The organism is Pseudomonas sp. SIMBA_067, from assembly GCF_046534675.1.
GTDB classification, from domain to species: domain Bacteria; phylum Pseudomonadota; class Gammaproteobacteria; order Pseudomonadales; family Pseudomonadaceae; genus Aquipseudomonas; species Aquipseudomonas putida.
Window position 1 is genome coordinate 358496 of the sequence record NZ_JAWRYH010000001.1, and the last position, 14197, is coordinate 372692.

Sequence of the window (14197 nt, forward strand, 5' to 3'; positions counted from 1 at the left end):
TTACTCCTTGCCGTGGGCTTCGCTCATGCGCCATACCAGCATGGCGACCGAAGCATTCATGCGAAAAAGCGGGTCATCAATGGACTGCCCGCTCAGTTGTTCGATGCGCTGGATGCGCTGATTGATGGTGTTGCGGTGCAGCCCTAGCCGCTGTGCAGCCTTGATGCCGTTGCCGTTTTCCATGAGCAAGGCGTCGAGGGTGTGCACCAGAGCATTGGCCTGCTTGCGGCCAGGGGCGATCAACGGGCCAAGCGTACGGCTGACGAAATCGTCGATCAGCGAGCGGTCGACGATACCTTGCAGCAGGCGCAGCACGCCCAGTTCGCTGAAGTTGCAATAGCCGTTGGCTGGGCGCAGGTGCTGCGCGACGTCCAGGGCCTGACGCGCCTCGTTGAGGGCCTGACGATAGTGCGCGCAATCGTCGGCGACGCTCGACAAACCCATGTGCAAACTCAGTTCACCCGTCGTGGCCTGCAGCTGCCGGTAAAGCGCAGCCAACGTCTCAGGCAGATCGTGTGTATCGGCCAGCAGCAACACGAACAGATCACCCGGCAGCTGCGCGGTAACGCTGCCTGGCCGTTGGCGGCACCAGGCTTCGAGCTGGTCTTCCAGGGCCTGCCGGGTAGCTTGCCAGGTACGCTCGCCGTGGGCCAGCCCGTGGCGCTCGAACAAACCGTCCACGCCCGCCAGGCGCAAAGCCAGCAACCGACGCGGCTCGTCCAGTGCCAGCTGTAGATGCGTTGCGCGCTGCCGGGCAATCGCCAGGCTCGGGTAGTCGCCAGTGAGCAGCTGGCCAAGGATATCGTGATGCGAGCGGCGTACCTGGCTCATCTGCACCAACGCCGTGCCGATCAGGTGGGTAACCACCACCATCTTCAACGCGTAGGGCTGCTCGATCAACGGCATGCCAAGTTGCTCGGCTTGTGCGATGACAGACGCCGGGACGCTCTGGATAAAGCTGCCGCCGGTGAGGATCACCATGCCGGCGATGCCCACGGCGTCGCCATCTTCCAGCAGGCTCAACAGGTTGGCCTCGCCGCGCGGGTGGTTGATGCCGGTAACGAACACCAGTTCACCGCCCATTACCCATTCAGCGATGCCTTCGTTTTCCGCCACATACGGCCAGCGCACCCGCCGCTGAAGGTTACGTGCCCCGGCCAGCACACGCATCTCGTGCAGGCCAGGCAAATGCAGGATCTCGTCCAGCGCCAGGCTCACGGCTCCACACCTGCCTGGCCCGGCGCCCGGCGGCGTGCGCCCAGTTCGAGCATGACGATGTAGCACAGGGCCGAGGCGCCTATACCCACCAGCGGAGCGACCCAGGGCGAGGCGTACGCCAACACTGCGCCCACGGCATAGGCAAACAGCCCGGTGAAGTTGTAGCGTGGCAGGCTTGCGGTGCGCAGTGCCGGGTATTGGCCGCGGTGTCGGTACCAGAAGTCAGCCATGATCACCCCGCCCACCGGTGGAATGATCGACCCCAGCAGCACCAGGAACGGGATCAGCATTTCGTACATGCCACCAATCGCCAGCACAATGCCAACCCCGGCCGCCACCAGCGTTGCCGTGCGCCGGCGCTCACTGCGCAACAAATGGCAGGCGGCCGCCGACACGTTGTAGATGGTCGGCCCCTGAATGGTCCACAGGTTCAGGCACAGCATCACTACCGCCGCGAACGACAGGCCCTGCAGCATCATTACTTCGACAATATCGGCCTGTTGGTAAACCATCGCGCACCAGGCACCGGCCACCACCATCAGGCCGTTGCCAAGCAAGAATGCCACCACGCTGGCGATCACCGCCACCCGGCCGCTACGCGACAGCCGTGTCCAGTTGGTGGCTTGGGTGGCACCACTGGCGAAGGTGCCGAACACCATTGTCACTGCTGCGGAAAAGGTCATGGTCTCGTGCGGCACTACTGCAGCCAGGCCGGCAAAGCCACCGGCATCGCGGGTGGCGATGTACATCGACACCAACAGCAGCACGAACATCAATGGCACCGACACGCGCGACAGCACGTCCAGCCCCTTGAAGCCGATGATGGCAGTAATGCTGAAACCCAGCCCGAACAGCACCATCAACGGTAAACCGAAGCCTTCCGCCAACCCCAACAGCTTGACCAGCACGATGGCCACCGTGGCCGTACCCCAGGCGTACCAACCCAGTTCAGCGAAACCCAGCAGAAAGTCCGAGAGCCGGCTACCTGCCTCGCCGAAACAGAAACGCCCCATCAGTACGGTATTCAGCCCGCTGCGCGAAGCGATGAATGCCAACGCTGCGGCATACATCGCCAGCAGGCTGTTGCCGACGGTGGCCACCCACAACATGTCGACAAAATTGAAAGCCATGCCCAGCCTGCCGCCGGCGAACATCGTGCCGGTGAAAAAGGTAAAGCTGAACAAGACCATGGCAATCGGCAGCAGGCCCTTGCGGGCAGACTGCGGGGCTTCGCTGAGGGGATATTCGCTGGGTGAGCTCATTGCACGGGGGCTCCGGGTGATAGTTGGGAGCTGGAAGAGCAATATGCGGGCCGCTTTTTCGAGGGCCGAAACCCGGAATCAAATCGGGCAGGCAGCCCAGAAGGTGATGTGCACTGTGAACATTAAAGTCGCATTTCGGCGTTATGAAGGTGTGCTGAACGACTTATTTTGAGGCATTCATGCACCAAAGCGGGCTTGGGCTGGGTAGGATTCACCCAGTCGACCAAGCACTTTGGGGCTGCTGCGCAAGCCATCGCCGGCAAGCCGGGCGGCCCCGGGGGCTACGCCACCCCGTCCAGGCCCATCTGCCAGAAGTCTGCCTCCAGGCTGGATGCCTGGCCAAAGATCCCCACCAACTCGGCAAACCGCTGCTCGGTCATGCTCCGCGCTGCCAGCTCATCCAGGTGCTTGCGCGCTGCGGCCGCCACCCCTTGGTAGCCTTCACCGGCATACTCGCCAATCCACTCGCGGTACGGGTGATTGCTCAAATCGCCAATCCGATCGGCCAGGGTCCGGCCGATTTCGGCATAGCCGATCACGCAGGGTGCCAGGGCCACATGCAGCTCCAGCAGGTCGCCGGCAGCGCCGCAGTCCAGCACGTAGCGCGTGTACGCCACGGTGGCCTGGTGCTCCGGCGCGGCCTCGATATCGGCCTGGGTCAGCCCCCAGCGGGCGCACAGGCGCAAGTGCAGGTCGGTTTCATCCAGAATCGCCGCCAACCCGGCCTGCGCCGCGCGGATGTCGGCCGGGCGACGGCTCTTGTAGGCCGCCAGTGCCCAGGCGCGGGCGAACTGGATGAGGAACAGGTAATCCTGTACCAGGTAGGTCCGGAACGCTTCCTCGCTCAGCGTGCCCTCGCCCATCTGCCGCACAAAGTCATGGTCTACGTAGCTGTGCCACTGTTGGGTGGCTGCGGCCTTGAGGCGCTCGAAGATATCCATGCTCATTTGCCCTCCGGGTAGACGGCATCGAAGAAGGCCAGCTCCAGCGCAACGGTGCGCTGGTAGAAATCGCTCGCCAGTGCGGCTTCCCGCGGGCCGACACGGTCCAGCTCAGACTGCAGGAAGACAACAAAGGCCTGGAATGCCGGGTTGTCGTGCAGGGTGATCCACTCGGCATGGACAAAATTGTCCGGCATCGGCTTGGGTGCCTTGAGCGCCCAGTCGAGGTAAAGGCCTTCGGCAACGTTGAGCACTGCCAGCGCCGCTGCATAGGAGCGGGTCGCTGCCGCTTCACGCATGATCGCCTTGAACCCTGCGGTTGGCACGGTATCGGCGGGTGCGCTGCGTTGTGCGGGGCTCACGTCCAGGGCCTCGAAAGCACGCAGGAAGTAGGTGTTCTCATCGCTGGAAATCATCCCGGCAAAGCAGCCGAAGCGCAGACGCGCCTCGAACGTATCGGCGGTCGCGATGGCCGCACCCAGCAAGGTCAGGAAACTGTCGAGAAAGCGATGGTCCTGCACCAGGTAGTCGACCATGATCGGGTCCGGCAGGCTGCCGTCGCACAATTGGGTCACGAAACGGTGGCCAACGGCCGCCGACCAGGTCGGCTCGCTTTGGCGACGCAGGGACTGGCTGAAACGTTCGGTCATGTTGCTGTCCTTGATGTAGGTGACAGCGAGACCTTGGCAGTTGGCATGGGCGGGCCTCGCAGTGAGGCCGGCAAAAAGGCAGGTTACAAGCCCCATCCCTTCGCCGGCATGATCCGGAGCAGGTTCGAAGGGTCACCGCGCTGCTGCTTGCAGCGGTTTCTCAGCCCTTTGCCGGGCTCCCCTTGGTGGCGAACAGGTATACCCCAGCGGATCGAGGCTGTCACGCCCCCAATCCACCCAATCAGTGGGCATTGGGTCACCCGCTTGTGGGGATTTATACCCATTCTTGACGCTCCGTCATCTAGCGCACGCCAGGCGCCACAAGGATATGTTTAACAAAGCATTACTCGGATATCTGTTGGCACAGCCGTTGCTCAAGGCCTTTTATCGGGCAAAACGCCATTGATGGCTAGAAGCCATAAAGCCGCGAGCGAGGCACAAGGCAATGAAAACACCTGCCGTGATCCACCCTACCAGGCACGCATTCCAGCTATCTTCGGTCACTGCGCTGATGCTCAGCCTCGGACTGATCACGGCCATGGCCGCCCCCATGGACGACAACAGTCAGCCGCCGCCGACCGACTCATCGGCCTATACCGACCAGCCGGCTGACCCGACCCCGGCTTTGCTCAACCTGAACACTTTGCCAGAAGCCAACCAAGGCTCACTGGAGCTTATCAATGGCGTGTACGGTGACCGCAATACAGTGCGCACCGATAACGTGCTGCCGCCAGCCTTGCAAACCTCGGACAGGTACCCCACCAACGGCAAACCCAGCCCATTGTTCGGTGCGCAACCCTTCACGCAGCAACTGTTGTTGTTCGAAGAGTTCGGGCCAGAAAAACTGGACCCGACACTGCCGCGGCCCGACCTTGGCTTCCCAGTGCCCACCCTCGGCGCGGCACCCGCGCAAGACCCTAACGTAGTGGCCCGCAGCGGTCCTAACGGCACTGCGCTGGAGGCCTTCCTCAAACAACCTGGCCTATACCCCTTCCCGACCCAGTACTCCAATGTGCTGGACCGCAACCCCTGGAAGGCGCAGATCGAGATGTTCCTCAACCGCCAGCCGGTCGGTTCGCCTGCTGAAGGCCGGCCACCAGGAAAAGGCTGGTCGCACCAGCGCTGGAACGAGTTCTACCCGCAGGCGGCGTTCAAGACTGCCCAGGCCGGTGCGCGGATCAACCTCGGGCTGCGTGACCGCAAACAGCTGCACAACTATGCGGTTGGCGAGTTCGCCCCCGGCGGCCTGTATTACCAGACCTCCGACATCCCGACCACACTGGGCACCACCAAGGGCATCGACACGCGCTTTCACCCGAACATGCCCTTGCAGAACCACAAGTCGCTGTGGACATTCGACGGCACCTTCCCGGCCAAGCTGTTGATGGTGCGCTACGGCCAGCCGATCCTGATGCGCCATTACAACGCCCTGCCGATCGACCCCTCGGCCAACGGCGGCTTTGGTCTGCACACCCTCTCCACCCACGAGCACAACGGCCACTCCCCGGCCGAGAGCGATGGCTTTGCCAATGCCTACTTCTTCCCGGGCCAGTACTACGACTACCGTTGGCCAGTGCAACTGGCCGGGTATGACACCATCAACACCCGTGCCCAGGACCCGCGTGCCGCCTTCCCCTGCTCACCGGGCGAAACCCTGTTCGTCAATGACGCCACGCCGGGCCTTAAAACCTGCCAGAACGGCAGCATCAAGATCCGCGGTGACTGGCGTGAAACCATGAGCACGCACTGGTTCCACGACCACATGATGGATTTCACGGCGCAGAACGTCTACAAGGGCAACGCCGTGATGATGAACTACTACAGCGCCCTGGACCGCGGTAACGAAGCCCTGCAGGATGGCGTAAACCTGCGCTTCCCCAGCGGCTCGGGCATGCCGTGGGGCAACCGTGACTATGACGTCAACCTCATGATTGCCGACAAGGCCTGGGATGCCAACGGCCAGCTGTGGTTCAACCCGTTCAACACCGACGGCTTCCTCGGTGACCAGATACTGGTCAACTGGCAGTACCAGCCCAAGCTCAAGGTGCGGGCGCGCAGCTACCGCTTCCGTATCCTCAACGGCTCGGTATCGCGCTACTTCAAGTTTGCCGTGGTGCGGGAAATTGCCGGTACCAGCGGTGAGTTCAAAGGCCCCGCCGGCTCCAACCTGTCGTATGCCCGGGTGCCGTTCCACATGATCGCCAACGACGGCAACATCATGGAGCACGCCGTGCCATTCGACGGCACCATGGATCTCAACGGTGACGGCAACCTGCAGGACAACAACGGCATCCTGCCGCTCCAAGCCATCGCCGAGCGCTACGACATCATCATCAACTTTGCCAAGAACGGCATCAAGGCAGGCGACAAGCTGTACTTCGTCAACCTCCAGGAGCACCGCACCGGCAAGGGCCCGGAAGCTATCATTGCGCTGGCCGACGTGCTGTCGGGAAAATACAAGGCGGTGATCAAGCAGACCAGCAAAGGCCCGCAGTGGGACAACGGCGACCCCGCAGTCGGCAAGTTCTTGCAACTGCTGGTACAGCCTTATACCGGCCAGGACCTGAGCATGGACCCGGTGGCCTATGAGCCAGCCAAGCCAGGCAAGGCCGCAGGCCTGAAAATGCTACCGCTGCCAATTGACCGAAACTCCGCCGCCGACCTGGCCAAACTCAAGGATGCCCGCCATCGCGAGTTCATCTTTGGCCGCTCCGACGGCACCGACACCAAGCCGTGGACCATCAAGACCGATGGTGGCTTCGGCTATAGCATGGACCCACGACGCATCACTGCTGCACCGCAATTGGCCAATCAGTCTACTGACGGTGGTTTCAGCGGGGACGGCACCCTGGAAGTGTGGAAAATCATCAACGGCGGCGATGGCTGGAGCCACCCGGTGCACGTGCACTTCGAGGAAGGCGTGATTCTGAGCCGTGACGGCAAGGCGCCACCAGAATGGGAAAAATGGGCGCGCAAGGACGTGTACCGCATCGGGCCGGAGACCGAATCTTCGGAAGAAGTGGAAATGGCCATCCGCTTCCGCGAGTTCGCCGGTACCTACATGGAGCACTGCCACAACACCCAACATGAGGACTCGTCGATGCTGCTGCGCTGGGACGTTGAGCACCCGGGGCAGTTCCAGGTGATGCCGACCCCGCTGCCAGGATGGGATGGCGTGCGATACATGGCTTCGGTGGGCTTGCCGACCTTCCGTACCAAAGGCAATGACGACAATGACGACTCGGCCAACAAGCCCCCCGTCGCAGCCAATGACAGTGCAGCCACTACCGCTGGCAAGCCAATTACCCTGAACGTGCTGGCCAACGACACCGATCCGGACGGCAACGTACCGCTGACCGTGACCGGCCTCAGCCAGCCAGACTTCGGCCAGGGTTCAGTCAGCACGGGCGGCACCACGGTGGTTTATACCCCACCTGCCACGGTCACCACGCCGTTCACTGCCAGCTTCAACTACACGGTGCGTGATGCCAAAGGGGCCGAGTCGGTAACCCCGGCCACAGTCAGCATCGCCGTGAGTGCGGCGGCAGCGATTGACCAGATCCAGGTCACCAGTGCCACGGTGCAGGTGCGCAGCGGCAACCGCTTCACCTGGGATGTGCAAGGGACCACCACGGTGGCCACGGGCAACAGCATCACTGTGACTGTGGCAACTACCGGCGGCCCGGTCAGCCTGGGTAACGCGACGCTGACAGCTGCTACTACGGGTGCCCGTTGGCGGGTAACGGTGACCACCACCGGCTTCGGTCCGGCCACGCCGGCAACGGTCACGGTGAAATCGGCGCTGGGCCAGACGGTGACTGCACCAGTCAGATATCAGTGAGTGCACCGCTCCCACAGAAATCGCGCAGCCGCGAGCGCTGTGAAGGTTCTGTGGGAGCGGCCGTGCCCGCGAAGGGCTGCACACCATCGAGGACCCTATCATGCCTGGCTCATGGCGTTTCCTGCTGGTACTCGCGGTATTTGCCGCCAGCATCCCGTTCTGGCCACTGCAACCGCAAAAACCGGTCGCTGAAGCAAGCGCGAGCCCTTGGGGCGCCGACTACTTCCCCAACATCCCCCTGCTCACCCAAGACGGCGAGAAGGTGCGTTTCTTCGACGACCTTATCAAGGACAAGGTGGTCGCCATCAACTTCATCTTCACCGGCTGCACTGACTCCTGCCCGGTGGAAACCGCGCGGTTGCGCCAGGTGCAAAAGATTCTGGGTGACCGGGTCGGCAAGGACATATTCCTCTATTCCATCAGCATCGACCCCTACAACGACACCCCCGCCACCCTGAAGCGCTACGCCGAAAAATTCGGCATCGGCCCTGGCTGGACGCTGCTCACCGGCGAGCCCGACGACATCGAGCAATTGCGCCGTAGCCTGGGTTTGTGGATAGACGGCCTGGAAAACGGCCGCTCCAAAGACCACAACCTGAGCCTTATCATCGGCAACCAGGCCACCGGCCGCTGGATGAAGGCCTCGCCCTTCGAAAGCCCGTACATCCTCGCTGACCGGCTGGGCAACAGCTTGCACAACTGGAAGCAGGCCAGCGCCATGAACAATGATTATGCCCAGGCCCCCGAGATACGTTCGCCCAGCAGTGGCGAGCAGATTTTCCGTACGCGTTGTTCTTCCTGCCACACCTTGGGCAACACCGAGCCAGGCCAGCCAGGTATCGGCCCCGACCTGCTGGGCGTAACCCGCCAGCGTGACGCCAACTGGCTGACCCGCTGGCTGAAGGAGCCCGACCAGATGCTGGCCGAGAAAGACCCGCTGGCCATGCTGCTGTATGAGCAATATAACCGCCTGGCCATGCCCAACATGCGCCTGGGCGATGCCGAAGTCAGCGCATTGATGAGCTATATCGAGGAAGAAACCGCGCGCCTGCAAACACCTGTCGCGAATAGGGAAAACCCTTAAAGGCGATTAGCCATTAGTCATCAACCTGTCATCTCCTTGTCGTATTTTTTGAGCATCACCCAGGGTCGGGAACTGTCAGCAGTGATACGCCGTTCGCTTTCATCCGCCAGCCTCCTGCGACTGCTGATCCTGATGCTCTGTGCAGCCACCCTGGCCTTTCTCTGGGGGCTGCACATCACGCAGAAAGCCGCCGCCCGCCAGGACGCGCTGTCGGCCAAGGCCGCCGAGCACCTGAACCTGGCCAGCATCGTCGGTGAAAGCCTGCGCCAGCTGGTCGACCGCGCCCAGGCCGTTGGCCGGGTCACCCAGGACGACATGAAGGTGCTACGCCAGGGCAACTTCAGCCTGGCGCGGATACTGGCCGAGGACCCGGTGTTCAAGCGCATGAGCCTGTACGACCGGCAAGGCCGGCTGTTGTCAGCCAGCCATACCGACGAAGCTTCCGCACTGCCCGAGGACTGGTTACGCCAGCTGCAACTGCACGTTGCCCGCTATGGTTTCCAGCCCTTTCTGCCCAGCGTGCAGGCGCCGGACCAGCAGGCTACCCTGCCCAACTGGCGCCTGCCGTTTCTGCTGCCGTTGACCGACCTGCCAGGCCGCGAAATCGAAAACATCCTGGTGGTGCAGCTGGACATCGGCTACCTGGCGGTGCTGTGCCAGCATATCGACCTGGGCAGCAGCGGGCTGGTGCGCCTGCTGCAGGATGACGGGCTGGAGCGGCTGCGCATAGACACCAGCGGCGTAGTGGTGGCCGGCAACGGGTTGCAGCCTGAACTGCCGGATACCGGCAGCGACGCGGGCATGCTGACCCAATACGCGGCCGGCGACGCGTACCAGAGCCTGTACCGACATGTGCCAGAGCGCGGGTTCAGCATAGTGGTCAGCCAGCGCCAGGATGAAATCCTCGCCCCTTCGACCCTGGCCTATTCCCGGCAATTCTGGTTGAACCTGAGCATGACGCTGATGATCATCGCCAGCCTGCTGTGGACCTTGCGTCTGCTGCGCAAGCGGCAAGAGGCCTTCAGCGCCCTGGAGCATGCCCAGCAGGTCAACCAGCAGCTTATCGGCCGCCTTGAGGACGAACACCGGCGCAGCAGCCATGCCGCCGCCACCGACCACCTCAGCGGGCTGCACAACCGCCGCCAGTTCGTCGAGGTGGCCGGCCAGGCGCTGACCCGCCAGCGTGGCAAGCGCCGGTTGATGGCAATCCTGTTCATCGACATGGACCGCTTCAAGTCGATCAACGATTCGCTCGGGCACAAGATCGGCGACCTACTGCTCCAGGCCGTGGCCGGGCGCATCCAGCGTTTGCTGGAGCCCGGTGACGAGGCGTCGCGCTTTGGCGGCGACGAATTCGTGGTGTTGCTGGCGGGTGAGCGCAGCGAAGACCAGATCAATGCCTGGGTCCGTGAACTGGTCCAGCGCTTGTCGGCCACTTATGCCCTTGACGGCCAGGAGGTCAACACCAGCCCGAGTGTGGGCGTGAGCATCTGCCCACGCGACGGCCAGGACATTGATAGCCTGATCCGCAGTGCCGATGCCGCAATGTATTCGGCCAAGCAGGCCGGCCGGGCCCAGTACCGCTTCTTCGACCCCTCGCTGAACCTGGCCGACATCCAGGCCTTTACCCTTGAACAGGCGTTCGGCAGCGCCTTGGCCGAGCGCCAGTTCGTGCTGCACTACCAGCCGCAGATCCGCCTCGACACCCAGCAGGTACTGGGCTACGAAGCGCTGGTGCGCTGGGACCACCCCGAGTTCGGCCTGCTGTACCCGGACCGCTTCATCGACCTGGCAGAGCGCAGCGGCTTCATTGTCGATCTGGGCTGGGAGGTGTTGCGCCTGGCCTGTGAAGCCTTGGCGGGCTGGGACGTGCAGGGCCGGGAAACGCGGTTGGCCGTGAATGTATCCGCCCTGCAACTGCGCCAAGGCGACTTCGCCATGCGGCTGCTGAACGAACTGCAAAGGTATGCCATCGCCCCGCAGCGGCTGGAGCTGGAAATTACCGAAACCACCATCCTCGACCCCGAAGGTACGGCCGTGGAGCACCTGCATACCCTGCGCGGCGCCGGCCTGGGCATCAGCCTGGATGATTTCGGCCGTGGCTACGCCGGCTTCGCCCATCTGCATTCGCTGCCATTGAGCAAGCTGAAGATCGACCGCTCGCTGATCGCCCCGCTGTCCAACAGCCCTGATGACAGCCCGATCGTGTCCTCCACCATCATCCTGGCAAAGCGCCTGGGCCTGGAAGTGGTTGCCGAAGGCGTGGAAACCCGCGAACAGGTGGTGTGCCTGAAGCTTGCCGGTTGTGATATCGCCCAGGGCTACCACTTCAGCCGACCACTGTCGCCGGCGCAGTTGCGCGACTACCCGCCCTTCAATAGCGTCGAGGAGAAAGCATGCGTGTAATGCCAACCCTGGCGCTGACCCCAGCTGACGCTCCTACAGAGACCGCGCTGGCATGCAATATCCCTTGATTCGGTTTATCGTGTGCCCATCACCCACCGAACCCGCATCATGACCGATATCGAGCGCTACCTTCGCGCCGCCACCCGTGACAACACCCGGCGCAGCTACCAGGCTGCCATCGAGCACTTCGAAACCCACTGGGGCGGTTTTCTCCCGGCCACTGCCGAGAGCATTGCCCGCTACCTGGCCGACCACGCCGACCAGCATGCCGTCAGCACCCTGCGCCAGCGCCTGGCTGCGCTCAGCCAATGGCACGTCGCCCAAGGCTTCCCCGATCCGACCAAGGCGCCGCTGGTGCGCCAGGTGCTCCGCGGTATCCGCACCCTGCACCCGACACCGCCCAAGCAGGCAGCCCCGCTGTTGTTGCAGCACCTGCAAACTGCGGTGACCTGTTTTGAAGAGGAGGCCCGCCAGGCACGTGAACATCACGACCTGGCCGCCCTGCGCCGGGCCCGCCGTGACAGTGCGCTGCTGTTGCTGGGTTTCTGGCGTGGCTTTCGTGGTGATGAACTGGCGCGCCTGCGCATCGAACATATCAAGGCCGAAGCGGGTGTCGGTATCACATTGTTCCTGCCGCGCAGCAAGGGCGACCGAGAAGCCCTGGGCGTGCAACACCGCACCCCTGCTCTCAAGGCCTTGTGCCCGGTCACGGCCTACCTGCAATGGCTGGAGGTCGCCGGCATTGCCCATGGGCCGGTGTTCCGCAAGCTCGACCGCTGGGGCAACCTCGGTGACAGCGCGCTCAACAGCAACAGCCTGGTCGGGTTGCTGCGGCGCATGCTGGAGCGTGCCGGGGTACCGGCGGCGCTGTATACCGGCCACTCGCTACGGCGTGGCTTCGCCACCTGGGCAACCGCCAATGGCTGGGAACTGAAATCGCTGATGAGCTACGTGGGTTGGAAAGACGCCAAGTCGGCCTTGCGCTATATCGACTCGGCGCAGCGCTTTGGCGAATTGGCCGTTTTACCGGCCGGCCAGACGCAACGGCTTATTCCTTGAAGCCGTGCCGGGCAACGCCGCCAGTTTCCGGGCGGATGGCATACAGGTCGCCAGCATCGGGGTAATGGTGCAGCTCTTCCGGGCTCATGTCGAAGCGCGCGGTGCTGATGTACAAGGTGTTCAAGCCCGGCCCTCCAAAGCAGCAACTGGTGGGGCACGGTACCGGCATCAACACCTGGTCGGTCAGGTGGCCGTGGCGGTCGTAACGCAGCAGGCAGCTGCCATGGTACTGGCACACCCACAGCCCGCCTTCGCGGTCCAGCGCCAGGCCATCCGGCCGCCCCAGTTCAGCGGGGGTTTCGGCAAACAGCGTCACCGCACCCAGTCGGCCTTCGACGAGGTACTCGGCGCGGTAGATGGCGCGCGCCGCCGAATCGACGAAGTACACCGTATGGCCATCCTGCGACCAGGCAAGGCCGGTGGGCAAGGCCATGTCGTCGTGGATCACCTGGTCGTTCAACTGCCCGTCGAAGCGGAACAGCGCCCCGGTATTGCCGCTCAAGGCCTCGTCCATCAGCCCGGTAACGAAGCGTCCTTGCGGGTCGCAGGCGCCGTCGTTGAAGCGGTAGGTTGAACGCGGGTGGACAGATGCAGAATGCTGGAGCACCTTGCGCGCCGGCACATCGAAGATGGCCACGCTGGCATCTTCTGTGAAAATCAGGTTGCCCCGGTCGGTCAGCGCCAAGGCGCCAATGCGCGCGGCTGACGCGTAAACGCTGTGAACTTCGCCGTCCGGTGTCAGGCAGTTGATGCGCCCGCCAGAAATATCAACGAAGTACAATGCGCCGCTGCGCTCATCCCAGACCAGGCTTTCACCCAGGTCCGCGCGCGTGTTGGCGACTTTGACCGGCACGTAGTTGCATTCCTTGATGCGGTTCCAGCGCTCGGCCACTTCCGCCAGGTCGGCGGCCTGCACACGGCCCAGGTCCCGGGGGTAGCTGACGCCGCTGTTTTCGTTGAAGCGGGTGGCGGTGAACTGGCCGTTGCTGGCGCGCAAGATGTAGCCGGTGTCATGGCACAGCGCACTGGCCAGGTACAGCACGCCAGGCGTAACCCACTCGGGCTTCAGCTCTTCTGGCGGTTGGCTGATGCCCCACATGCGGGTCTTGGCCACCGGCGATATGGCATTGACCAGGATGCCGTGCTCCTGGCCCTCCATGCTCAGGGCGTTCATGATGCCGACCTGGGCCATCTTGCCGGCGGCATAGGCCACCAGCCCAGGCTGCGCATAGCGCTGGTACATGGCACGGTCCGAGGTGGTCAGCACTACCCGTGGCGCTGCGGAGCGCTTGAGGTGGGGCCAGGCATGCTTGGCCAGCCACACGGGCGCATGCACATTGATGCCCAGCGCGCGTTGCAGGAAGGCGGATTCATGATCTTCGATACGCTGGTAATCGACCCAGCCGGCATTGTGGATGAGGATATCCAGCGCGCCAAACTGCTCGATGGCCAGCTCGACCAGTTGCTTGCAGGCGCCCTCGTCCTCCAGTTGCCCGGCGTGCCCAACCACCGCAAAGCCTTTGCCACGCATGGCCGTCAGTGCGTGTTCGAGTGCCGAAGCGTCCTGCCCTTGCCCCGATCGGTCGGTGCCCAGGTCGCTGATGACGACCTGCGCGCCACGTTCGGCCAACGCCATGGCATAGGCCAGGCCCAGGCCTTGTGCGGCACCGGTGATGACCGCAACTTTATTGTGAAAAGGGTCTGTAACGGGCATTTCTGGCTACCTTCAATTCTCC

The 14197-nt window shown here is 63.2% G+C and carries 9 protein-coding genes, 1 pseudogene and 1 riboswitch; of the genes and pseudogenes, 4 read left to right on the forward strand and 6 right to left on the reverse strand.

Annotated elements, in window-relative coordinates; genetic code table 11:
• From SB765_RS01735 to SB765_RS01750, 4 genes are all read right to left on the reverse strand, one after another.
• Entirely contained in the window at positions 1 to 1218 is a 1218-nt protein-coding gene (locus tag SB765_RS01735; protein WP_410930817.1) for a PucR family transcriptional regulator, read from the reverse strand.
• On the reverse strand, positions 1215 to 2480 hold the full coding sequence (codB, locus tag SB765_RS01740) for a cytosine permease (RefSeq protein WP_410930818.1): 1266 nt from the start codon (positions 2478 to 2480) through the stop codon (positions 1215 to 1217). Before codB ends, SB765_RS01735 begins: the two co-directional genes overlap by 4 nt.
• A gap of 281 nt (positions 2481 to 2761) precedes the next feature.
• The gene (gene tenA, locus SB765_RS01745) at positions 2762 to 3427 is read right to left on the reverse strand and encodes a thiaminase II (protein WP_410911663.1); all 666 of its coding nucleotides are present in this window, start codon (positions 3425 to 3427) and stop codon (positions 2762 to 2764) included.
• Positions 3424 to 4071, reverse strand: coding sequence for a TenA family protein (locus SB765_RS01750; protein WP_410930819.1), 648 nt, complete (start codon positions 4069 to 4071; stop codon positions 3424 to 3426). Before SB765_RS01750 ends, tenA begins: the two co-directional genes overlap by 4 nt.
• Before the next feature lie 78 nt (positions 4072 to 4149).
• Positions 4150 to 4264, reverse strand: a riboswitch (TPP riboswitch).
• 252 nt (positions 4265 to 4516) lie between these two features.
• Here SB765_RS01750 and SB765_RS01755 point away from each other — a divergent pair.
• The 4 genes from SB765_RS01755 to SB765_RS01770 all read left to right on the forward strand — a co-directional run bounded on the left by SB765_RS01755 (position 4517) and on the right by SB765_RS01770 (position 12461).
• Positions 4517 to 7912, forward strand: coding sequence for an Ig-like domain-containing protein (locus tag SB765_RS01755; protein ID WP_410930820.1), 3396 nt, complete (start codon positions 4517 to 4519; stop codon positions 7910 to 7912).
• A 100-nt stretch (positions 7913 to 8012) separates the two neighbouring features.
• Positions 8013 to 8996 (forward strand): SCO family protein, encoded by a 984-nt coding sequence (locus tag SB765_RS01760; RefSeq protein ID WP_341795528.1) that lies wholly within the window; start codon positions 8013 to 8015, stop codon positions 8994 to 8996.
• Between the two features lie 81 nt (positions 8997 to 9077).
• Positions 9078 to 11402: a putative bifunctional diguanylate cyclase/phosphodiesterase gene (locus SB765_RS01765; protein ID WP_410930821.1), complete on the forward strand. Its 2325-nt coding sequence runs from the start codon at positions 9078 to 9080 to the stop codon at positions 11400 to 11402.
• 108 nt (positions 11403 to 11510) lie between these two features.
• The gene (locus SB765_RS01770; RefSeq protein WP_410911672.1) at positions 11511 to 12461 is read left to right on the forward strand and encodes a site-specific integrase; all 951 of its coding nucleotides are present in this window, start codon (positions 11511 to 11513) and stop codon (positions 12459 to 12461) included.
• Here SB765_RS01770 and SB765_RS01775 read toward each other — a convergent pair.
• A complete protein-coding gene (locus tag SB765_RS01775) occupies positions 12451 to 13560 on the reverse strand; it encodes an SMP-30/gluconolactonase/LRE family protein (protein ID WP_410931053.1) in 1110 nt (369 codons plus the stop codon). The genes SB765_RS01770 and SB765_RS01775 overlap by 11 nt on opposite strands.
• A gap of 54 nt (positions 13561 to 13614) precedes the next feature.
• Positions 13615 to 14175, reverse strand: a pseudogene (locus SB765_RS01780) (SDR family NAD(P)-dependent oxidoreductase); the annotation flags it as partial.
• Positions 14176 to 14197: the final 22 nt, after the last annotated feature.

Excerpts from the sequence above, each read along its gene's own strand:
- codB (WP_410930818.1), bottom strand. The coding sequence starts at position 2,480 with ATGAGCTCACCCAGCGAATATCCCCTCAGCGAAGCCCCGCAGTCTGCC.
- SB765_RS01750 (WP_410930819.1), bottom strand. The coding sequence starts at position 4,071 with ATGACCGAACGTTTCAGCCAGTCCCTGCGTCGCCAAAGCGAGCCGACC.
- SB765_RS01760 (WP_341795528.1), top strand. The coding sequence starts at position 8,013 with ATGCCTGGCTCATGGCGTTTCCTGCTGGTACTCGCGGTATTTGCCGCC.
- SB765_RS01775 (WP_410931053.1), bottom strand. The coding sequence starts at position 13,560 with ATGTGGGGCATCAGCCAACCGCCAGAAGAGCTGAAGCCCGAGTGGGTT.
- SB765_RS01755 (WP_410930820.1), top strand. The coding sequence starts at position 4,517 with ATGAAAACACCTGCCGTGATCCACCCTACCAGGCACGCATTCCAGCTA.
- tenA (WP_410911663.1), bottom strand. The coding sequence starts at position 3,427 with ATGAGCATGGATATCTTCGAGCGCCTCAAGGCCGCAGCCACCCAACAG.
- SB765_RS01770 (WP_410911672.1), top strand. The coding sequence starts at position 11,511 with ATGACCGATATCGAGCGCTACCTTCGCGCCGCCACCCGTGACAACACC.